This window comes from Legionellales bacterium, assembly GCA_026125385.1.
Lineage (GTDB): Bacteria > Pseudomonadota > Gammaproteobacteria > JAHCLG01 > JAHCLG01 > JAHCLG01.
On record JAHCLG010000002.1, the window covers coordinates 30110 to 53156 of the forward strand.

At 38.7% G+C, this 23047-nt stretch carries 23 protein-coding genes; 19 read left to right on the top strand and 4 right to left on the bottom strand.

Translation table 11 applies throughout. The features are described 5' to 3' along the window. Positions 1–2 precede the first annotated feature (2 nt). Positions 3–680, bottom strand: a complete 678-nt coding sequence (locus KIT27_01085; GenBank protein MCW5588232.1) for a YggS family pyridoxal phosphate-dependent enzyme — start codon at positions 678–680, stop codon at positions 3–5. A gap of 34 nt (positions 681–714) precedes the next feature. Here KIT27_01085 and KIT27_01090 point away from each other — a divergent pair, with 34 nt between their 5' ends. Next, complete coding sequence (locus KIT27_01090) at positions 715–1752, top strand: type IV pilus twitching motility protein PilT (GenBank protein ID MCW5588233.1); 1038 nt, start codon at positions 715–717, stop codon at positions 1750–1752. Between the two features lie 185 nt (positions 1753–1937). On the opposite strand, the gene KIT27_01095 is transcribed toward KIT27_01090, so the two are convergent. After that, positions 1938–3509, bottom strand: a complete 1572-nt coding sequence (locus tag KIT27_01095) for a phosphoenolpyruvate carboxykinase (GenBank protein MCW5588234.1) — start codon at positions 3507–3509, stop codon at positions 1938–1940. A 90-nt stretch (positions 3510–3599) separates the two neighbouring features. On the opposite strand from KIT27_01095, the gene KIT27_01100 reads away from it, so the two are divergent. The 5 genes from KIT27_01100 (at position 3600) to KIT27_01120 (ending at position 6739) form a co-directional block, all read left to right on the top strand. Continuing rightward, the gene (locus tag KIT27_01100; protein MCW5588235.1) at positions 3600–4214 is read left to right on the top strand and encodes a YqgE/AlgH family protein; all 615 of its coding nucleotides are present in this window, start codon (positions 3600–3602) and stop codon (positions 4212–4214) included. Beyond that, positions 4214–4639 carry a Holliday junction resolvase RuvX gene (gene ruvX, locus KIT27_01105; protein ID MCW5588236.1) on the top strand — a complete coding sequence of 142 codons (426 nt, stop codon included), beginning with the start codon at positions 4214–4216 and terminating at the stop codon, positions 4637–4639. The genes KIT27_01100 and ruvX overlap by 1 nt, the downstream gene beginning before the upstream one ends. Further along, the gene (locus tag KIT27_01110) at positions 4632–5567 is read left to right on the top strand and encodes an aspartate carbamoyltransferase catalytic subunit (protein ID MCW5588237.1); all 936 of its coding nucleotides are present in this window, start codon (positions 4632–4634) and stop codon (positions 5565–5567) included. Before ruvX ends, KIT27_01110 begins: the two co-directional genes overlap by 8 nt. A gap of 72 nt (positions 5568–5639) precedes the next feature. Further along, a complete protein-coding gene (locus tag KIT27_01115) occupies positions 5640–6242 on the top strand; it encodes an outer membrane beta-barrel protein (protein MCW5588238.1) in 603 nt (200 codons plus the stop codon). After that, on the top strand, positions 6242–6739 hold the full coding sequence (locus KIT27_01120) for a disulfide bond formation protein B (protein ID MCW5588239.1): 498 nt from the start codon (positions 6242–6244) through the stop codon (positions 6737–6739). Before KIT27_01115 ends, KIT27_01120 begins: the two co-directional genes overlap by 1 nt. A 522-nt stretch (positions 6740–7261) precedes the next feature. Here KIT27_01120 and KIT27_01125 read toward each other — a convergent pair. Then, the gene (locus KIT27_01125; protein MCW5588240.1) at positions 7262–8434 is read right to left on the bottom strand and encodes an alpha/beta hydrolase; all 1173 of its coding nucleotides are present in this window, start codon (positions 8432–8434) and stop codon (positions 7262–7264) included. 55 nt (positions 8435–8489) lie between these two features. On the opposite strand from KIT27_01125, the gene hemB reads away from it, so the two are divergent. Continuing rightward, positions 8490–9476, top strand: coding sequence for a porphobilinogen synthase (hemB, locus tag KIT27_01130; protein ID MCW5588241.1), 987 nt, complete (start codon positions 8490–8492; stop codon positions 9474–9476). Between the two features lie 103 nt (positions 9477–9579). Beyond that, the gene (locus tag KIT27_01135; protein ID MCW5588242.1) at positions 9580–12036 is read left to right on the top strand and encodes a protein kinase family protein; all 2457 of its coding nucleotides are present in this window, start codon (positions 9580–9582) and stop codon (positions 12034–12036) included. A gap of 17 nt (positions 12037–12053) precedes the next feature. Here the strand turns inward: KIT27_01135 and KIT27_01140 are convergent, their stop codons facing one another. Next, positions 12054–12572, bottom strand: coding sequence for a hypothetical protein (locus KIT27_01140; GenBank protein ID MCW5588243.1), 519 nt, complete (start codon positions 12570–12572; stop codon positions 12054–12056). Between the two features lie 207 nt (positions 12573–12779). Between KIT27_01140 and ubiE the strand changes: the two genes are divergently transcribed. From ubiE to KIT27_01195, 11 genes are all read left to right on the top strand, one after another. Next, positions 12780–13523 (top strand): bifunctional demethylmenaquinone methyltransferase/2-methoxy-6-polyprenyl-1,4-benzoquinol methylase UbiE, encoded by a 744-nt coding sequence (ubiE, locus tag KIT27_01145; GenBank protein MCW5588244.1) that lies wholly within the window; start codon positions 12780–12782, stop codon positions 13521–13523. Positions 13524–13532: 9 nt separating this feature from the next. Beyond that, on the top strand, positions 13533–14129 hold the full coding sequence (locus tag KIT27_01150; GenBank protein ID MCW5588245.1) for an SCP2 sterol-binding domain-containing protein: 597 nt from the start codon (positions 13533–13535) through the stop codon (positions 14127–14129). Next, positions 14126–15790 (top strand): ubiquinone biosynthesis regulatory protein kinase UbiB, encoded by a 1665-nt coding sequence (gene ubiB, locus KIT27_01155; GenBank protein MCW5588246.1) that lies wholly within the window; start codon positions 14126–14128, stop codon positions 15788–15790. Before KIT27_01150 ends, ubiB begins: the two co-directional genes overlap by 4 nt. 86 nt (positions 15791–15876) lie before the next feature. Beyond that, on the top strand, positions 15877–16065 hold the full coding sequence (gene tatA, locus KIT27_01160) for a twin-arginine translocase TatA/TatE family subunit (protein MCW5588247.1): 189 nt from the start codon (positions 15877–15879) through the stop codon (positions 16063–16065). A 9-nt stretch (positions 16066–16074) separates the two neighbouring features. Continuing rightward, positions 16075–16299, top strand: coding sequence for a Sec-independent protein translocase protein TatB (gene tatB / locus KIT27_01165; GenBank protein MCW5588248.1), 225 nt, complete (start codon positions 16075–16077; stop codon positions 16297–16299). A gap of 3 nt (positions 16300–16302) precedes the next feature. Beyond that, entirely contained in the window at positions 16303–17037 is a 735-nt protein-coding gene (tatC, locus tag KIT27_01170; GenBank protein ID MCW5588249.1) for a twin-arginine translocase subunit TatC, read from the top strand. A 75-nt stretch (positions 17038–17112) separates the two neighbouring features. After that, positions 17113–17439, top strand: coding sequence for a thioredoxin TrxA (trxA, locus tag KIT27_01175; GenBank protein MCW5588250.1), 327 nt, complete (start codon positions 17113–17115; stop codon positions 17437–17439). Between the two features lie 256 nt (positions 17440–17695). Continuing rightward, a complete protein-coding gene (gene rho / locus KIT27_01180; GenBank protein MCW5588251.1) occupies positions 17696–18952 on the top strand; it encodes a transcription termination factor Rho in 1257 nt (418 codons plus the stop codon). 78 nt (positions 18953–19030) lie between these two features. Continuing rightward, positions 19031–20506, top strand: a complete 1476-nt coding sequence (ubiD, locus tag KIT27_01185; GenBank protein ID MCW5588252.1) for a 4-hydroxy-3-polyprenylbenzoate decarboxylase — start codon at positions 19031–19033, stop codon at positions 20504–20506. Further along, positions 20499–21290, top strand: coding sequence for a hypothetical protein (locus KIT27_01190; GenBank protein MCW5588253.1), 792 nt, complete (start codon positions 20499–20501; stop codon positions 21288–21290). The genes ubiD and KIT27_01190 overlap by 8 nt, the downstream gene beginning before the upstream one ends. Positions 21291–21387: 97 nt before the next feature. Then, on the top strand, positions 21388–23025 hold the full coding sequence (locus KIT27_01195; protein ID MCW5588254.1) for a hypothetical protein: 1638 nt from the start codon (positions 21388–21390) through the stop codon (positions 23023–23025). Positions 23026–23047: the final 22 nt, after the last annotated feature.

Consider the following 23047-nt stretch of genomic DNA (forward strand, 5'->3'; position numbering starts at 1 on the left):
TCTTAACGCGCACCAAAAATTCCTTGACCAATTCTAACTAAGGTCGAACCCGCTGCAATCGCAGCTTCTAAATCATTGCTCATACCCATTGATAAGGTATCCAAAGTGAATGCGTGTTGTAATGCCTTAAATTTTTCCTGTAACGGTAAAAATAAATCGTATTGTTCAGCAAAATTTTCACATTGCGGTAAAATAGCCATTAATCCTCGACAATGCAACCGTGGAAAGGTTTGAATGTCAGCAACGAGATCCTCAATTTCATGCAGAAGAACACCTCCTTTATTGACATCATTACCTAAATGAACTTGCACACAAATATTTAATCGCGGCAAATTAAGTGGCCGTTGATTATTTAAACGCTGCGCCTGTTTTTTATGCGTGACGGTTTGCACCCAGGCAAAATTTTCCGCTAAATAGCGTGTTTTGTTGCTTTGCACTTCGCCAATAAAATGCCATTCAATTCCTAAACCTCGTAGTGCAGAAATTTTAACTAAGGCTTCGCGTAAATAATTTTCGCCAAATGCCGTTAAACCACAATTTAACGCCGTTTTTAGCTGATGAACCGATTGGCTTTTTGTTACCGCTAATAATTTTACCGTTCCTTGAGCACGATGATAGGCTTTTTCCGCATTCTTAATTCTTTGGTCTATACTGTTAATATTCGCTTGGATTTTGTCCATGTAATCACTCTATTCTTTTTCTGGGGGAAGTTAAATGAATATTAACGAGTTACTCGTCTTTAGTGTAGAGAATAAAGCATCGGATTTACATATTTCTGCGGGATTACCCCCTTTAGTGCGTGTCGATGGCGAATTACGCCGCATTGATGTGCCGCCCCTCGATCATGAAGGGGTGTTAGCGCTGATTGAGCAAATCATGAGCGACAAACAAAAGAAAGAATACGAAGAACGACTGGAAACCGATTTTTCTTTCGAAGTAAAAGGCTTAGCGCGTTTTCGGGTAAATGCATTTAATCAAGATCGCGGTGCTGCCGCCGTATTGCGAACCATTCCTTCAGAAATTATTTCTCTGGAAAAACTCAATGCCCCGGAATGTTTTCGTTCGCTGTCGTTATTACCCCGTGGCTTAGTATTAGTCACAGGTCCCACGGGTTCAGGTAAAAGTACTACGCTGGCAGGCATGATTGATTATGTCAATTCTAATAAACACGATCATATCTTAACTATCGAAGATCCCATTGAATTTGTTCATCAAAGTAAAAAATCGTTAATCAACCAGCGCGAAGTTCATCGCGATACGCATGGGTTTACCGAAGCCTTGCGCTCGGCGTTGCGTGAAGATCCCGATTGTATTTTAGTGGGTGAAATGCGCGATTTAGAAACCATCCGTTTAGCCTTAACCGCAGCCGAAACAGGTCACTTAGTCTTTGGTACCTTACACACGACTTCAGCAGCGAAAACAATTAATCGTGTCGTTGACGTATTTCCGGCGGCGGAAAAAGCTATGGTGCGATCGATGTTATCGGAATCTTTGCAAGGTGTGATTGCGCAAACCTTGTTGAAAAAAATTGGCGGTGGACGTGTCGCGGCGCACGAAATTATGATTTGCACTCCCGCAATCCGAAATTTAATTCGCGAAGATAAGGTAGCGCAAATGTATTCGGCCATTCAAACGGGTGCTTCAATTGGCATGCAAACTTTGGATCAATGTTTGCAAAATTTATTAGCCAAAAAATTAATTACTCGCGAAGCAGCCCATGAAAAAGCGGCGAATAAAGAGCAGTTTAATTAGACAATATTAAGCCTGCAAAAAAGAGACTGATCACAATTGGGTTTCTGCATCCTTATTGGCGATATACTTACCATGCTGAATTTTGGGCTCTATTGCCGAGTAAAGTTGCTCAATCGTGTATCCAAGATACACTCCCTCACATTTTGAACTCGGCGCCTCACTTAAAATTCCATGGTTTTGAGTTTTTACATTAATCCATCTAACTGCGGTCCTGCATTAAGAATATCTTCACTGACTTTAAATTTTTTGAAATTTTCGCGGAATTTTTGAATTAAAATTTTCACGGTTTCATCAAATTTTTGTGGATCTTGCCAGGTATTACGAGGATTTAAAATCGTCGTGTCGAGGCCTTCGACGGCAGTTGGAATGGCAAAGTTAAATCCTGGCATTGTTGTAAAAGTGGCGTTACGCAATTTACCTTCGACAATTGCACTCACCACTTTGCGTGTGGCTGGAATAGCAAACCGTTGTCCACCTTCACCATACGCACCACCCGTCCAGCCAGTGTTAACCAAATAAACTTCTGCACCCGATTCCGTGATACGCTTCATGAGTAAATCGGCATAAACATAGGGCGGGCGAGGAAAGAATGGCGCACCAAAACACGTGCTAAAGGTGGGTTTAATTCCACCACCACTACCCACTTCCGTGCTACCCACTAATGCCGTGTAACCACTTAAAAAATAATAAGCCGCTTGCATGGGATTTAACCGCGCAACCGGAGGTAGTACACCGTATAAATCGCAAGTTAAAAATAAAACGGCACTGGGTTCGCGCCCCATATTATTGGGCACGCGTTGAGGAATGTATTCACGCGGATACGCAGCACGCGTATTTTGAGTAAATTTATCATCGTCGTAATTGGGAACAAAGGTCACAGGATCTAAAGCGACATTTTCTAAAATAGTGCCGTGGCGAATGGCATCCCAAATTAAGGGCTCACTTTTTTGCGATAGGTTAATGCATTTCGCATAACAGCCACCTTCAAAATTAAATACCCCACTACTGTGCCAACCATGTTCATCGTCGCCGATTAAAAAGCGATCGGGATCGGAAGATAAAGTGGTTTTTCCAGTGCCGGATAAACCAAAAAATAACGCAACGTCACCTGTTTTGCTGGCATTAGCCGCGCAATGCATGGGTAAAATTTGGTGTTCTGGCATTAAAAAATTCATCACTGAAAACATGGCTTTTTTTAATTCGCCGGCGTAGAGCATGCCGGCTAGTAATACTTTGCGTTCACTAAAATTAAACATCACCGTACCATCGCTTGGGGTACCATCCCGTTCAGGGATTACTTTAAAATTAGGAGCACTTAAAATTGTCCATGGTTGTTGATGACCGCAATAATTATTGTCAGGTGTGATAAATAAATTTCGAGCAAATAAATTATGCCAGGCTAATTCGGTGATCACTTTAATTGGAATAAAATAATCTGGAGAAGCGCCCACACGCAAATGAGAGATAAAATGTTCGCGTTCGACGAGATAGGCCTCGACTTTATTCCATAACGCCGCAAATACTTCGGGCGCAATCGGTTGATTAATTTCGCCCCAAGCAACTGTATCGCGAGTTATGGCATCGTTGACGATGAAACGATCTTTAGGTGAACGTCCAGTGCGTTTACCGGTATACGCCGTAAAAGCACCATTGGCAGCCAAGACTCCTTCTTGGCGTTGCAGCGCAAATTCGCACAGTTCATCTCGATTTAAATCCACATGGATCTTAATTGATGATACACAATCGTCGCTAATCATAGTAATATTCTCCTAACCGCTGCTGCGAATAAACATCCAAAAAATATTTGGGTTATTCTACAGTATTCCAATGAAAACAATAGTAGTAACATGATAAAATTTAACGAAAGCACAACAAAATACCGTAATCTTAACCGTATGAGCAACTCTAATTATTTAACCAATCAAGTTCTTATCGCTATGCCCAACCTGGCGGATCCCACCTTTTCCGGTACGGTGATTTACGTATGCGATCACAACGAAGAAGGCGCAATGGGGATTATTCTTAATCGCCCGATGGCGATTTGTTTAGGCGATATTCTTGAACAAATGTCGATTAAGAGCGAACTATCTCATGTAGCAAGCTCTCCCATTCTCGCAGGCGGTCCTGTTAGTAAAGAACAAGGATTTATTCTTCATCACTACGACACTTTCACTTGGCAATCGACGCTGAAAATGTCGGATACTCTGGCCTTAACCACATCGAAAGATATTTTACAATCTATTGCCGAAGGGAATGGCCCACCCAATCATTTGGTTTCATTAGGGTATTCTGGATGGACCGCGGGTCAACTGGAAAAAGAAATTATGCAAAACTCTTGGCTGAGTGTGCCTGCAGATGATTCAATTATTTTTAAACAACCGTTTGGCAAACGCTATCAAGCCGCAATTGCAAAATTAGGCATCAATTTAAGCCATTTATCTTGGCAAACAGGCCATTGTTAATGAAACTATCTGGCACTTTTTTTGGTTTTGATTTTGGTGAAAAACGCATTGGTGTCGCAACTGGTCAACTCATTACCGCAACGGCCAGCATTCTTACGGTCATCCCTGCCAATCAAGGAACTCCGGCCTGGGATAAACTCGATCAACTCATTCAACAATGGAAGCCTATTGCTGCTGTTGTGGGCATTCCCTACGACATGGATAATCAAAAAACGGCGATTACGCATAAAGCTTTACAATTTGCTGAGCAATTACGCCAACGTTATTCTTGGCAAGTATTTGAAATAGACGAAAAATTGAGTTCGTTCGCGGCGCGAACAGAAATCAAAAAATCGAACAAACCGTTTGTGAAATCCGCAGTCGATCAACTTAGTGCTAAATTAATTTTAGAGAGTTTTTTGCAGCAATGGAGATCTCATGAATAAGTCAGTGCAATATTCTCCTCGAGGTAAATTACAACATTTACTCGATATAGCGACCTTAAAAAAAGAAGATTTATTAGACTTACTGGAACGCGCGCAATTTTACGCAAATAACTCACCTACCGTCTATTATCAACAATTGCAATTTGATTATCTTGCCAATTTATTTTTTGAAAATAGTACGCGCACACGCTGCTCGTTTGAAATTGCCGCTAAAAAATTAGGCGCTGAAGTCATTAACTTAGATATTGCTATTTCTTCAACTCAAAAAGGCGAATCTCTCCGCGACACCATTCATAATTTAGCAGCCATGTCTATTAACAAGATGGTCATTCGTCATCCACAAAACCATGTGTTACATGATTTAGCCCAACAGATTTCCGATAACATTCATCTCATCAACGCCGGCGATGGCCACCACGAACATCCGACCCAAGCTTTATTAGACGTTTTTACCATTCGGCAATATCATCAGGATTTTTCCAATTTGAAGATTGCGATTGTCGGTGATATACGACATTCCCGCGTCGCACGCTCGACTCTATTGGCACTAAAATTATTAGGCGCTAATCATATTTGCTTAATTGCACCCGATGAATTGCTTCCCGAAAATCTTGCAGAGTATGGTGTTGCCGTGAGCAATGATTTACGCTCTCAAGTAAAATCCCTCGATATTATCATGACACTCCGTTTACAACACGAACGCATGAATGATGATATTGCCCTCGATATAAATCATTATCATCAAAATTATGGATTGAATGCCGATAATTTAAAATCAATAAAACCAACTGCGCTTATCATGCATCCTGGGCCGTTAAACCGTGGCGTTGAAATGAGTGACGAGATTGCCAATTGTTCACACTCTGTCATTTTACAGCAGGCACGCAACGGAATATTCGCGCGCATGGCGGTATTATCTATTTTTTGATTGAGCTTCTGAGTAAAAATAAGTACCATTCATTTTTGCAGCGGTTTATTTTGTTTAAAGGGGATTTAATCAATGCGCTTAGTTCATCAATTTTTTCTTAGTTGTGTATTAGCAGGTTTCGTAGTTCCAACGTTTGCTGGAACATGGTTTTTAGGTGGCGGGATTGGGCGTTCTCACGATTCTGCTAAAAGTTCTAGTTTTTTAAATTCACCTACTTTGAATAATTGGAATACGGGCGGGAAAGCCTTTATCGGTTATCAGTTCAACGATAATCTTGCGGCTGAATTTCAGTACATGCAATTTGGCGCGGTTAAAATTCTTAACCAAGGACAAATTCGCAATAGCACCTTAGTGGGCGATCTCGTCGGCATTTTACCCATCGATCGTTTAATCGATATTGGCGCTTCCGTAGGTTTAGCGCACGTTCAATACCGCATCGATAACGGAATTCAATATTCCGACAATCTCGACCGTTCGCCGCGTTCGCAATTGGCGTTTGAATATGGCTTATTTGCGCAATATGAAATAGAACAAAATGCCTTTGTACGTTTAGCCTGGGATCAAGTATTACCGCGCGCTAAAGATGCTCACATGAAACTGAGTTATGGTTTGGCCTCCATTAACTTGGTTCTCAATTTAGGCGACACCTACGATAATATCGATACTCAAGCCTAATGAACTCTGTTCGTGTAAATTTCTTATGTGCGTTTTTAATCAGTTGCGGATTGCTAGGATTCGCAACTTATTTACAATTTCATGCTGGATTAAAACCTTGCGTACTTTGCGTGATGCAACGTTTATGTTATATCGGTCTCGCCATTATTTTTTTCGCCGCATTTCTTCACCGCGTGAAATCGCGTGGCGTGAAAATTTATTGCCTGCTCGCCGGACTGATTAATTTATTCGGGATCTATTTTGCTGCTCGCCAAGTGTGGATACAACATCAACCACCCGGTACAGTAGGATCGTGCGGTCCAGATTTTAATTATTTAATCCAACATTTACCCTTAGGCGATACCCTCCAATTAATTTTTTTAGGCTCCGGTGATTGCGCAGTGGTGAAATGGCGATTCTTAAGCTTATCGATTGCCGAATGGAGTTTGCTGTGGTTTAGTCTTTTTATAGTTTTTATTCTTTGGCAAATTTATCTTACCAGAAAATCAACGTATTAATTCGATTCGAAAAGTTTAGCAACGAAATAATTTTTTATGCCCAATAAAAAAGGGTGGCTATAATCACCACCCTTTACTGGCTTGCCCCGAGCATCCATGCCCAAAACTACATCCCTGTTGCCATCCATGTTGGCCTTTTTCGGACCCTATCCATCCTTGGATAGTCCTTTAACTTTAGCAAACCACTTAGAAGCTGCAACAAGCAAATACGGACAAACAATAAACAAACCATAGCATAAAAACTGAAATTAGCTATTTTTAATTATATTTCAAAGAGTTACATCACTTCACCAAGACCCATTTTATTAAAGGGCTTACACGTTTTTGAGCGATCTCGCACAAATATACTATCGATTCCCTGTAAGCCATCTTTTAGACTCCAGCGACGCACTGCCCACTTTCCGTGTTAATCAGTCAGTGTGGCTCACCAACATTTCGCATTTTATCATGATTTCAACGGCCAACATGCCCTTTAACAGTTTTGCCTATCTTTTGACCGGATTGGTGATTTTGAACCATCACTTACTCAACAAATTGGGCTAACTCTGTTAATAAATCGTTAAAATAGGGGTTGTAAGTTACGCGCTGTAACCAGGTTTTATGGCTTTTGTCGCATAATACAGTAGCACCTTTGACAATATTACCTTTAATTTTGCCTATCTCTCTTGTCGAATAGTGATTAAATCGCGGATAGCGATCGGCTCGGCCTAAAAAATAATTTTCGGGCGAAACGGTCAATGAAATGTGTGAAGTGGAAATAATATTTTCCTTTTTACACACCGATTCCATGATTTTAATCCGTGGATCAGCAAACCGTGGGTTGCTAGTAGCATAATATAAAAGTTTACTTTTCAAATGGGCATGTTTATGAAATTGTTGTAGGGCTGGTTGATTATCAATCGTTTCATCGTGTTCACTGAGCGCCATAAAAATGGGAATATTCAATGGCGCTATCGATTCCAATTGTAGACGCACTCGTTCCATAAAATTAAAACTGGTTTCTGCAGCATTAATGGGATAACTGAAATAGCTAACCGGATTAATATAGGGTGATGTTTCCGCCCATTGCCAATGAGCATTGAGTTTTCCTAACAAAAAACGAGTTTTTAAAATTATTTTTTTATAGTTTAAATTTAACGCCGGAACAAATAAAATTAACCCTTTAATATGAGGATCTTGCATCATACTTTGAGTGTATAGCGAAATAGTTGAGCCAATTGAAATACCACATAAATAAATTTCATCGCAGGTTAATAATAATTGTTGAGCCACCTGGCGAATATATTCAGTCCACATTTTTTCCGTACAATACCATAAATCCGCACTTACAGTACCACAACCGGGTAATAATAATCCGCGAGCCAAGAATCCCAATTCTGCAAAAAAATGGCCTAAATCTTGTAAAAAGCAAGGCGAATCTAATAATCCATGTAATAAAATAATACCTCGCCGAATTTTTTTTCCTTGTTGTAATTGTTCTGCCACTCGCGAATTTTTATATTCAAAATTGCTATTCGCCGTGATAATCATTTCGCGCGCGGGATTGTTGGTTAAATCGATGCGCGATTGGCTAATATACGACTTGATTATCTCGATATGCTCTGCAAAGCTTTGTTGCTGTGCTAACAGTGGGAAAGGCATTGCGGAAGGATGCCGATGACGATACTCCTGATCGACGAAAAAATTTTCCAACATGTGAAACAATCCTGATAAAATAATTGCATTATATCTTATCTCTGAGCAAAGACCGATGGCAATCGAGCAATTATTAAAACGTCCCAGACGCTTACGCCGAACACAAGCGTTGCGGGATTTAATCCGCGAAACTACTCTCACACCGCATGATTTGATTTTACCCCTATTTATCCGCCCTGGACGGCAGCAACAAATTCCCATTGCCAGCATGCCAGGCCATGCTCAGTTAACCCTTGATTATCTTCCAGAAAAAATTTCTGAAATTGTCAATTTAAATATCCCTGGGATCATTCTCTTCGGCATTCCTGAACAGAAAGATGCCATTGGTTCAGCAGCTTTTCAAGACAATGGAATTATTCAACAAGCCATTCGTTGTATCAAAGATTGTGCGCCCAATTTATTAATTATCGCCGATGTCTGTTGCTGCGAATATACCGATCATGGCCATTGCGGTGTGCTCGATCAACATCACGATGTGGATAACGATAAAACATTAGATCTCTTGGCTCAACAGGTGGTGAGTTTGGCGCGCGCGGGCTGTGATATGTTAGCACCGAGTGGCATGATGGATGGCATGGTAAAAAGCATTCGCCAGGCCTTGGATACAGAAAATTATTCACACTTACCGATTTTAAGTTACGCCATTAAATATTGTTCAGGATTTTACGGCCCATTTCGCGATGCCGCAGAATCATCCCCTAAAAGCGGAAATCGGCAAACCTATCAAATGGATTATGCCAACGCTAACGAAGCACTCAAAGAAGCGGCCTTGGATATTGAAGAAGGTGCGGATATGCTAATGGTAAAACCGGCATTAAGTTATTTAGATATTATTTATCGCTGTAAACAACGTTTTCCAGAGTACCCTTTGGGGGCGTATCAAGTCAGTGGCGAATTTGCCATGATCAAAGCCGCGGCAGAAAAAGGTTGGATCGATGAATCACGCGTGATGTTAGAAACCTTAACTTCCATCAAGCGCGCGGGCGCAGATTTTATTATTAATTATTTTGCGAAAGATGTAGCGCAGTTGCTTGATCCATAAATCCTTTGCACTTCTTGCGCATTTTATATACAATCCAGCGCATCTTATAACAAAAAACTCAAGTCACGCTATGTGGCTAAATTTTTATTAAAAATAAATCGTCATGCCAAATATCAAATTAATTTATAACAGACAAAAATATTCTTTCGTAATTGATCCTAATCAAATTTTTTCACGACCAGGATTAAATCTATCCTTCAAAATAAACGATGAAGCCCTAGGAGAAGGGGGATTTGGTGCGGTATTTTCCACCTCTGATCCAACCTTAAATCAAGAAAACAATTTTCTGATTAAAATCTCGCTAGGAGATTATCAAAATCCTTATGCTGTAAAAACAACTATACAAAAAGAAATAAGTTTTTGGCAGCAATACGATCCTAATTTTATGAATAACTACGCTTCATTATGTGAAAATCCATTACAAATTATTGTCAAACAGCAGAATCAATCGTTCTATAATCATGCTTATGGATTTATCATTCCTTATTACAAGAAGACTATCCCTCTGGATAAATTCCTCTTAGACAACTATAACGCTCTCACTGAAGCAAAAATAATAAAGCTACTTTTAGCCATTGTAAGTGAATATAAAAAACTACATTTTTTCCATAATGATTTTTATCCGAGAAATATTTTAGTAACCTGTGAAAATGATAATTATGCAATTAAAATTATCGACTTTGGCCTCTCGCAATCGTATGATGATCAACATCAAGATTATACCGATATTCAAAAATTTTTAAGCAACATTTATGCTCGAAGAGATTTAGAATTCACTGATAATTTACTTTGTTTTTTCGCTTACTATTTAAGCTTAAATTCCTTTCAAGTAGATAGTATGATTTCTGATTTAGAATTTATGCTAAAAGTACGTGATCAAGCAATATTGCCTGGACATATTATCCTCGATAAGAATACGATTAAAGATCATCCTGCTTTAAAAAAAGCAGATATTAGCTATCAGTTAAGAAAAATAGGTAAATTTTTTAATCTTAAGAAGGAAGAGGTGCTAAATATAGCCCCCGAAAGTGAACCTGAAAAAATTGAAATACTCTATTTAATTGCCAAGAAATTTCGAAATTTAATTGTGAAATTACCTGCTAATAAAATAGACGAGATTATTGCTAGGTATAAAAACCTTTATAATTTTCACTATCTAAGTAACATTTTATCAAGCACTCTGAATAATAAATTTCAATTATTTTACACGTACTGTCGTCGTAAAATTATTTGCTGCAGGCACAAGGACTTAGGAGATTTTAAAGTTGACACTGCTGATATATATCCTGGTTACGGTGTTATTAATTTTTTTAAGACTTTAAAAAATCATGTGAATCCTTCAGAAATTTTGTTGGGCTTTTTTCAATTGCTTTTAGAAAAATTACCAGATAGCGAATTCCATATGGATTATATTTTAATCACTCATGACCCATTCGCTGTAAGCGTAATAGATTTTAATTATGCTTTACCTAACATTGGATTTTATCATTCGATGAGAATTTTAATTGAACAATTAAAATCTATGGTGACTAGTAATGGAATTACGCTATCAACCTCCATTAATAGATTTATGGAATTATTTCTAGATGGCTTTTATTACCCCGTCAATCTTAACGACATAAAAACCATTTTAGCTTCAGTGAGACAAGCTGGAAATGAAGATGAGAGAATACAGGTTTTAGCGCATGCGCATGAGAAATTTAATCAAACATCAATTCCATATTTTATTGCATATTACTATGAGATAAATTTAAGACCTTTGTTCATTGACGCTAACGAACCCAATGCAAATAATAATGCAACTTTGTTTATTGAGTCTAAAGAACACGCTATTAAAGAATTCTCGGGATCTATGTTACATACTGACAGAAAAAATGTTATTTGCTTTTTAATTCTTTTTTCGCAAATACTCAATGAAAAAATTCTAACAGATAAAATTAACACGCTGGATCGGCAACAAAAACTTGATAGATTTAACTTTTTTCATGATTACTTACCAAAGCTCTTAGCGTTACCCCAAGATCCATGGTACTCTCCCTTCACTATCGTTCAAGGTCAACCTAATTCAATACGAATTAGAAAATTAATCTCTTTTTGTTTAATTGATTATTTTGATCAAATGAAGGCTTTACATAACATGGGTTGTGATTTATTTAATATGACTCTCGATACATTCAAAGACAATCTGGATACTATTAACAGGTCTCAGATGTCTGTTTCTAACAAAGAGTCAGCAATATTTGCAATTATAAACATCCAGCCTATCTGGGTTATATGTCAATATTATCAGCAATTTTTCTGCCGTAAACGGTCATCAGAAAGTTATAGTTGTCTATTTTCGTCTCGCAATTCGATAGAGTTTGAAAATAATACTACGCAATCATTGTTTGATTTTTATTCCCAAACAGAAAACACGCGTAAAATGGACTATTACGATGGCTTGATTACCGCTCATAATTTAATGGGGGTTGATCGTGCCACAGCAATTTTATATCAAACATTGAGCGATAAAATTCATGCTAATTTACAAACGAGCCTGAGCTGTTGGCCAGGCAAGTGACTAATCATTTTTACAACTCAAGCAAAGAAATAAACAATACTAATCCCACCGGCTTTAAAAAATAATTGGCGTTTGGTTAATGTTATTAACCCGGCGACATCACGCAGTTTTTCGTAGCTGTAGCGATACGGATTAACCCAGCTAGTGATGCCAAATTGTTTACTGAGAAAATAATTTACGCCAATATAGGGGCCTATAGCATAAGCGCGAACAATTCGTTCATTGAGGCGTTTACCAATTTCTTGACCGTAATCCAAGCCTGCGGTTAATTCAAATTCTTTACCAATGGGTTTATGTATTCCAAAAAATACCGTGGGTTCATAGACATGCGAATTATCATCATAGTTATCATCTTGTAAATCCACACTACCCGATACACCGGTTTCGATGACATCGCCATAATAGCTGATGCCAAATTCTTTGCCTTCACTGGTTAATTTGCCTTCGATAGACCATCGAGGTGCCGCAAAAGTTTGAGACATAAAAACGATAAGGGCGGTGATTAAAAAAAGCAATGGGGCGCGGCTTAATTCCATCAGGTGGTCTCCATGAGTAAGTCGTTCATTCAGCAGATTATTTTTTAAGTCCCCTGGCATTTTACAGAAATATCGAGCGCTGACAAGCGAAAATTCTCCAGCCTTTTAATTGATCGCTCGCGATATTTTATTCAAGACATATTATCGTACCCATTACACGCAAAATTGAGTATACTCCTGCAACATTCTTACTATTTACAATAAATCATGACCAACCATACCGATTTCGGCTACCAAGAAGTTGAGGTGAGTGAAAAAGCCAAGCTGGTGAGCAAGGTGTTTACCTCGGTTGCTAGCAAATACGACCTCATGAATGATTTAATGTCCATGGGCATTCATCGTCTGTGGAAACGCTACACCATAGACACTGCCAATGTCCGAGCCGGACAACACATATTAGATATTGCAGGAGGAACCGGCGACTTAACGTCAGCATTTGCACAACGTGTTGGGAAAAATGGACGAGTTATCTTAGCCGATATTAATTCCGCGATGTTAAAGGTGGGGCGCGATCGCTTAATCGATGAAAATCGTTTCTACAATATCGACGTGGTCCAAGCGAATGCAGAATGTTTACCATTCCCCGATAATTATTTTGATCTGATCAGCATTGCCTTTGGCTTACGCAATGTGACCGATAAACAACAAGCGCTACAATCCATGATGCGCTGTTTAAAGCCGGGTGGGCGTTTATTAATTCTAGAATTTTCGCAAGTCACCTTATCGCCATTGAAATGGATTTACGATCAATATTCTTTTTCTGTTTTACCTCTCCTAGGAAAATTTATTGCTAACGATGAAGCGAGTTATCGTTATTTAGCCGAATCCATTCGCATGCACCCTGATCAAGAAACCTTGAAAACAATGTTATTAACTGCGGGATTTGATGAATGCCAGTATCATAATTTTTCCGCAGGCGTTGTCGCACTGCATATAGGATATAAATATTAGGATATGATCATGTACGCCATTGAAGTAGCTTTACCGATTATTAATAAACTGTTAAATCAGTATTTGCAATGCGATCCAGAAAGCTTAACCAAGCTCAGTCAATTTTCAGGGAAAAGCCTAAAAATTATTATTAATAGCCTTGATATACACTTAGTTGCCCGTATTTTAAATAATCAAGTAGTATTGAGTTTTGATAAACATGTGGTGGCAGACAGTACCATTGAAGGCAGCGCCTTACATTTATTGCAATTATTAAAAGGCCATCATGCCCCCGATCGTGAAATTACCATTAAAGGCGATATGGAGTTTGCCCAACAATGTCAAATTATTTTAGCGAATTTACAGATTGACTGGGAAGAGCAACTGGCAAAAATCACCGGTGATGTCGTAGCGCATCAAATCAGCTATCACGCACAAAAAGTTAAACAATTTTTTTCGGATGCCAGTCAACGTTTGCAAAGTAATCTGGTGGAATATTTACAACACGAAATTCGTTATTTAGTATCTGCACTCGAAATTAATGATTATTGCCAAGATGTCACGATTCTTTACCATGATGTAGAACGCTTACAAGCGCGAATTCGGCGTTTGCAGGAGGCCAAGTGAATCCTATCCGTAAAATGTTACGTTTGTTGTATATTTATTATATTTTTTCGCGTCATGGTATTGATGAAATCGTATTGGAAATAAAATGGTTTGCACCACTGCGATTTTTAGCATTTTTAAATCCATGGTATTACACTCGCCGTAAATTAAATCGTGGTACCCGCATTCGCATTGCCCTTGAAGAACTGGGCCCTATATTCGTAAAATTCGGGCAAATGTTATCAACGCGCAGAGATCTCATTCCAGAAGATATTGCCGATGAACTTGCGCTATTGCAAGATCAAGTCCCACCGTTTTCAACAAAAATTGTTCATCAAATTTTAAATCAAGTCTATCAACAACAATTAGAAGAATTATTTTTAGATTTTTCCTCAACTCCGTTGGCCTCTGCCTCCATCGCGCAAGTTCATAGCGCACGGTTAGCAAGCACGGGTACCGAGGTAGTCATTAAAATTTTACGTCCTGGCATCAAAAAAATTATTAAACGCGATCTAGCGCTAATGTATAGTTTTGCCAAACTTATCGAACAATTTTTTGCCGATGGTACAAGACTGCGGCCCCGCGAAGTGGTTGCTGAATTTGAACGTTGTTTATTAGATGAACTTGATTGCATGCGCGAAGCGGCTAATGCTTCACAATTACGCCGTAATTTTTTACATTCTCCGAGCCTATATGTGCCCGAAGTCTATTGGAATTATGTGCGCCCGCAAGCGTTTGTTATGGAACGTGTTTATGGTATTCGCATTTCTGATATTGCTGAATTAAAAAAACAGCATATTAATTTAAAAAAATTAGCAGAACGTGGCGTAGAAATTTTCTTTACTCAAGTTTTTCGTGATTGTTTTTTTCACGCCGATATGCATCCAGGTAATATTTTTGTCTCTCCCGATAAACCAAACGATCCACAATATATTGCTATCGATTTTGGCATTGTGGGCACGTTAAGTCGCAATGATCAACGTTATTTAGCTGAAAACTTTTTAGCCTTTTTTAAACGTGATTATCGTCGAGTCGCTGAATTACATGTTGAGTCGGGTTGGATCCCCTATCATACCCGGGTAGATGAGTTTGAAGCTGCCATTCGCACCGTTTGCGAACCCATATTTGACAAACCCTTAAAAGATATTTCTTGCGGTAATTTATTATTACGTTTATTTCAAACCGCTCGCCGTTTTAATATGGAAATTCAACCTCAATTGGTATTATTACAAAAAACCCTATTAAACATCGAAGGGTTAGGCCGACAATTGTATCCTGAGTTGGATCTGTGGAATACTGCAAAACCTTTTTTAGAACATTGGTTGCATAAACAAGTGGGCGTGCGGGCAACCGTGCGTAAATTACGTGAACAAATGCCGTTTTGGTTAGAAAAATTACCAGAAGTGCCGGACTTACTCTACGACGCCATGCAATACGTACGCGATAAAAAACATCAAACTTCCTTAGTCACTCTCGAAGTTTTGCGACATGAAAAATTATTACGTCGTCAACGCAAACGCAGTTTTATTGCAGGAATAGGCTTAAGCTTAATTACCGTAGCATTAGTAACCATTGGTATCGATCATCACGTATTTGGCTTAACGTTAAGTCCAGAAAATGTTTCTTGGTGTATTGCGACTGTGGGACTGGCATTGCTGGCGTATTTTGGTTGGAAAAAATAGCGCTTAACGAAAATTATTGTTCACTACTTGGTGAACCGTGTTAATTGAGTTATGATGATCATACTTATTTTAAGGGAGTAAACGCTATGTTACATGGAATCAGCCCTTTATCCTTAATTCTCATTTTTTTAATTGTCTTAGTGTTATTTGGCGCCAAACGCTTGCGTAATATTGGGCAAGATTTAGGAGCAGCGGTTAAAAGTTTTCGCCAAGGCACCCAAGAAACTGACAGCAGCGAAAAGGAAAATAAAAATTCCCAGCATGACAATAAGTGATGCTTCATAATGGGAATCGGCGAACTGTTAATCATCTTAATTATCGCGTTAATTGTGCTTGGGCCAGAACGTTTACCCGAAATTGCCAAAAAGGCAGGTCAACTTTGGCATAAGTTTACAGAGTTTAATCAGCATATTAAGCAAGATCTTTCTGAAGAAATGAATCTTGCTCAACTAAAACGAAATACTGAACTTGCCGAAAAAGCCGAAAAAAAGCAGCAGGAACATTCTTAACATATGACAACCCCCATTCAACACAGTAATTTTGTTCAACATTTATTGCTACTACGAGTTTGTTTGGTGCGCTGTTTAATTGTGATCGGCCTATTATTTTTAGTGTTTCTCTATTTTGCTCAAGAACTTTATCATTATATCGCGCTACCGATTTTATCCATTCTGCCTTCTGGTTCTTCCTTGATTGCCACCAATGTAATTTCTCCCTTATTGGTACCGCTAAAATTCGCCTTTATTTTTTCTTGTTTTTGTGGCATGCCCTATATTTTATTTCAACTTTGGCAATTCATTGCGCCAGGTCTTTATAGCGATGAAAAATATTTTGCATTCACGTTATTAGGATTAAGCACCTTATTATTTTATTTAGGAGTAGCTTTCGCATATTTTATTGTCTGCCCGATTTTATTTCGATTTATTCTTAATTTTGCCCCCGTGGGGATTAAGGTCACACCGGATATTCAATTTTATTTGGATTTTATTTTGCGATTTTTATTTGCGTTTGGCATTTCCTTTGAGGTGCCTGTTGTAATGCTGTTATTGCAAAAAATTGGCATCAGTAATTACGAATCCTTAAAACAAAAACGACCTTACTTTATTGTAATTGCGTTTATTATCGGAATGCTGTTAACTCCACCTGACGTGTTATCACAAATATTATTAGCCATTCCCTTATGTTTATTATTTGAAATCGGTCTGCTATTATGTCGTTGCTTTAGCAGAGAAGTTTTGACAGCCTAATCAAAGATGATTATGCTTAATTCAACAACCCTTAGGGTGTAATCCACAACCTAATCAAATTCTTAAGAGGCCAGCATGAGTAAACACGTAATTGAAGTGAATGATAATGATTTTGATCAAAAAGTATTACAAGCCGATAGCCCCGTACTCGTTGACTTTTGGGCAGAATGGTGTGGTCCTTGTCGCATGCTTGCCCCCATTTTAGAAGAAGTTGCACCGAACTATGCTGGGAAAGTTACCATTGCAAAAGTAAATACTGAAAATAATCCTGAAACACCCGCTAAATATAATGTTCGCGGCATTCCCACCTTAATTCTTTTTAAAAATGGCGAAACGGTGGCCACGCAAGTCGGTGCGCTCACCAAATCTCAGTTAACGGCATTTTTAGACAGCAACATTTAAACTTCGCAGAATTTAGTGTGCAATGCGTTTGAGTAAGGCTATGAGTAAAAATACTAGACGCATTGCAATTATAGTGATATTGTAACGTCGTTATTGTGGACAATCGTTTTGTCGATAAACGACCTGCCAAACACCACAACCGGACGTGCTTATCTTAATTAGACTCAAACATTGAATTTTAGACTTGGCAACAAAGCCTAAAATTAAAGCGTGAAGAGTAAACCCTTTTGTTCAACCCAACAGTAAGATACAGGATATGAATCTCACAGATCTGAAAGAAAAAACACCTCAAGAATTACTCACCATTGCTGAAGAAATGAATATCGAAAACTTGTCGCGCATGCGCAAACAAGATGTAATTTTCGCTATTCTCAAAACTCATGCCAAAAGTGGTGAAGATATTTACGGCGATGGCGTCTTAGAAATTTTACAAGATGGCTTTGGCTTTTTACGTTCTTCTAATGCCTCCTATTTGGCGGGGCCCGATGATATTTATGTATCACCCAGCCAAATTCGTCGCTTCAATTTGCGCACCGGCGATACCATTTCTGGAAAAATTCGCCCACCTAAAGAAGGTGAACGTTATTTTGCCTTATTAAAAGTCGACCAAATCAATTTCGACACCCCAGAAAGTGCTCGCAATAAAATTTTATTTGAAAGCTTAACACCATTATTTGCCAATGAACGTATGCGCATGGAAATTGGCAATGGCAGTACCGAAGATATCACAGCGCGCGTTATCGATTTATCGGCGCCCATTGGTAAAGGTAATCGTGGTTTGCTGGTGTCGCCACCGAAGGCCGGTAAGACCATGATGCTCACCAACATTGCGCATTCCATCAGTCATAACCATCCTGAATGTTATTTAATCGTCTTATTAATTGACGAACGCCCTGAAGAAGTCACGGAAATGACGCGTTCCGTACGCGGCGAAGTGATTGCTAGCACCTTCGATGAACCAGCAAGCCGTCACGTCCAAGTGGCTGAAATGGTATTGGAAAAAGCCAAGCGATTAGTTGAGCACAAACACGATGTGGTCATTTTATTAGATTCCATCACTCGTCTTGCTCGCGCTTACAACACGGTCATCCCTTCTTCTGGAAAAGTATTAACCGGTGGTGTGGATGCCAATGCTCTGCAACGTCCGAAACGTATTTTTGGTAGCGCTCGCAATATCGAAGAAGGCGGTAGTTTAACCATTATTGCCACCGCGTTAATTGAAACCGGTTCTAAAATGGATGAAGTGATCTACGAAGAATTTAAAGGTACCGGTAATATGGAAATCCACTTGGATCGTCGTATTGCTGAAAAACGAGTATACCCTGCGATTAATATTAATCGTTCGGGAACACGCCGCGAAGAGTTGCTCACGTCACCAGAAGAATTGCAAAAAATGTGGATCTTACGCAAAATTCTACATCCGATGGATGAAATTGCTAGCATGGAATTTTTGATTGAACGCTTGCGTGCAACCAAAACCAATGACGAATTTTTTGATTCCATGAAACGTTAATTTTCGCACGCGAAAATTAACAGCGTTCCTGTTCCCTACATTTGTAGGGAACAGGAACCAGGATTAAGTTACTCAGTTATGCAATATCACGATTTGCGCGAATTTCTCGATCACTTAAGTCGCATGAACGAATTGAAAATCATTCGTGCAGAAGTCGATCCGTATTTAGAAGTCACTGAAATTTGTCGGCGCACCCTGGCACAAAAAGGACCTGCCTTATTATTTCAACACCCTAAAAATTCATCGATGCCATTATTGGGCAATTTATTTGGTTCAATCAAACGCATCGCGCTGGCCATGGGGGCAGAAGATATTCATAAATTGCGCGAAATTGGGGAATTACTGGCGTTTTTAAAACAACCCGATCCGCCACAAGGCTTGCGCGATGCTTTCAGCAAATTACCCATTTACAAACAAATTCTGAATATGGCGCCGAAAAACATTTCCCATCCTGTTTGTCAAACTCAAGGCATGGAATTTAACGACGTCGATTTATCTCGTTTACCGATCCAAACCTGTTGGCCTCTCGATGCGGCACCGTTAATCACTTGGGGATTAGTGATAACGCAAGGCCCCCACCAAAAACGCCAAAATTTAGGTATTTATCGTCAACAAGTGATTGCGAAAAATAAAGTGATCATGCGTTGGTTAGCGCATCGCGGTGGCGCACTGGATTTTCGCGCGTGGTGTGAAACTTATCCGCAAGAACGTTTTCCCATTGCCGTGGCATTAGGTGCTGATCCTGCAACCACATTAGCAGCAGTCACGCCCATCCCAGATAATGTTTCAGAATATGCGTTTGCCGGATTACTGCGCGGTAAAAAAACTGAAATAGCCCAATGCTTAGGTAATTCATTAGCGGTGCCTGCCCACGCGGAAATTATTTTAGAAGGCTATATCGACCCACACGAAACCGCTCTTGAAGGACCTTTTGGCGATCACACAGGTTATTATAACGAAGTAGAACGTTTTCCCGTGATGACTGTTGAACGCATCACTCATCGACCCAATCCTATTTATCACAGCACGTATACCGGACGTCCGCCCGATGAACCGGCTATGCTCGGCCTTGCCTTAAACGAAGTATTTATTCCCATTTTACAAAAACAATTTCCTGAAATTTGCGATTTTTATTTACCGGCAGAAGCCTGTTCTTATCGCCTAGCCATTGTGACCATTAAAAAACAATATCCTGGTCACGCTAAACGAGTGATGATGGGCGTTTGGTCTTACCTCAAACAATTTATGTATACTAAATTTATTATCGTCACCGATAACGATATTAATGCGCGCGATTGGAATGATGTGATGTGGGCATTATCGACACGAGTGGATCCCATCCGTGATAGCGTGATGATGGATAACACCCCGATTGATTATTTAGATTTTGCCTCCCCCATTGCTGGCTTAGGTTCTAAAATGGGGATCGATGCCACGCACAAATGGCCAGGTGAAACCACACGCGAATGGGGCAAAGCCATTCACATGGATCAAAAAACTCAACAACGCGTTGATGATCGGTGGCAAGAATTCGGAATTTTTAGCGATGACTGAGTATTTTCATTATCGAATTATTAAAAACCGCACCTTAGCAAAAGATATTTACGAAATTATTTTGCAACCGGTCGATCAAGGCATTCACCATTGTGCTGGCCAATACACGCAAATTGTATTGCCCTCGGGAGAAATGCGTCCTTATTCGATTGCCAATGCTCCACACCCTGATCAACACCTCGAATTACACATTCGCTATGCGAATTTGCCTTTTATGGATGAATTATTCACGGAATTTAATCAAAATCGTGAAATCGTAATCACCAAAGCTAATGGCAAAGCCATTTATCCTGTGCAAAACAAACCACATTCTCTATTATTTATTGCAGGTGGGACAGGATTTGCACCTTGTAAAGCTATTATTGAAAGCGCATTAATCCATAAACCGTCATCCCCCGGCTTGAACGCGAAATCCAGTGAAAATTGTGGAGATCCCGCAGTTAAGTTGCGCGATGACGATACTTTAGATTTTTGCATTGATGAACGAGATATACCATTACATTTACTGTGGGTTGCGAAAAATATCGATGAATTATATTACCATCCATTAGCATTGAGTTGGCAAAAACAGTTTTCACATTTTCATTACACGCCTTTTTTAAAAAATCCTCCTCCACAATGGACGGGGGAAAGTGGCGGAATGATGGAATATGTTTTACAACATTACCCCGATTTATCAACCACAATTATTTATGTGTTCGGCCCAGAAAGTTTAGTGCAACATGTGCAAACATTTTTACGTCACCATAATATTTGTCCCCAAGCCATTTATTCGGATTATTAAATTTTTTCTAATATGAATTATTTTCTTAAGGTAATGATGATATTTTTTATTTAGTTTTGAGCAAAGTAATGGAATAAAAACAATAGGGGATGTGTGCATGTTTTCAGTTTTTCGATTAACTGACATTTTTAAAAATCAAACAGAAAAACTATTCAATCAATCGAAAGAGCTATTCAACCAAACAGGAAAATTAATTATAAGTAAAGGACGTGATTTTTATGCTGGCATAAAAACTCAAGCGAACACACTTCTAAAAAAAACAGGGGGAGTTATTACGCAAACAGGACGTTATGTTTATTCTAAACTCCCCGCTTTCATTCAAGAACATAGTGATCCTTATATTACTGACTTGAGCTCTGAAAAATTTACCACGTTATTTTTTGATGTGGCCAAGCATGCTTTTAATTTAAAGCTTTTATGGCTGATTAAAATGCAATGGCGTCATTATTTTTATGATGAAAATGGAAAAGCCATTCATCCTCTTGCTGCTGATATCGATAATATCATTTCTTTTATTGCATTTTTCTATAGTATAAAACCTATGATTGTTATAGCAATTGCTCCTGCTGCATTAGCTCAACAAGGAAATAGCGCACAATCTATTCATGAAAAACTAAGCACTAACCTAACAAAAATTTCCTTTGGAGAAAATAATAATGAGTATGATACAGAAATAATCCATCAAAATTGTTCAGATAGAAATTGTCCATCACTGAAGATTCAACTATTTTCTGCGGTAAATGATATCCCGCTATGGATTATTTTCTTTCAACTCCTGCCCAAAATTGAAAAATTTCAAGCTCTGGTTTTTACTCTGGGAATGATTGGCCGAGGCGCTTTATTCACGAGCAACTCAGCTCCAAACAAAAACATTTGTGCTAATCATCGTTACTTACTGATTGATGAAAATTTATTATTAACGAGTCTAATTGCCATTTTATATGAAGTAAGCAACATCTCTATCAAAAATTTCTCCGCATGTGTTAATAATATCCCTTATGTCGGAATTATTTCACCGATTATCAGTGGCGTTCTAATTGAAGTTCTAGCGCTAATAGTCCAACGTATTTCGATGACAGCTATTGAAAAAAGTCCCATTGACCTTGATTTAGAAAACCCTCATCCGTTTTATGATTTAACGAATTATCTTGCGCAATTCAGCAGTCAGCATTTACCCAAAATATTACCTAAACCTAATCCCAATGGAAAATTAGTTGATTACTTTTTAATTATTCTAGGAAAAATTTATAGCAGCATTACACAATCAGATACTATTTCTGACTATCTACAACAGGTATTTTCTTCTCCAGCCATTGAGCCCTTTATTCGGAAACAACTTGAAGGAATCATTGAAATTTTTGAGTCAATTCTAAAAATAAAAAATAAGAGTTTTTTAGTTACGTTAAGTTTAGCTACAGCAGAATATCTTACTCACTTTAATACATTCCTTGATACTGCGTTAAGTCAAATAGCAAAAAATTTTAATATCCCAGAAAAGCAAATACCACTAATCAAAAAAATAATTAATCTTATTGAGCAAAACGGGGGATTAGAACAGTCCATATTACAATTAAAATTTTTTGTAGAAAAACTGCAACCTAATAGTGGTTTTGATATAGTAGATATGTCAGAATTAAATCTTCATGAAGAACAAAATGCTCACTTTGTTCAAAATGGTGTTAAAATTCAAGATGATTATTTTGTTATCAAGACGTTTAAAACATTAACTTATTAGCCCTCATCCCATTTTTCAGGTT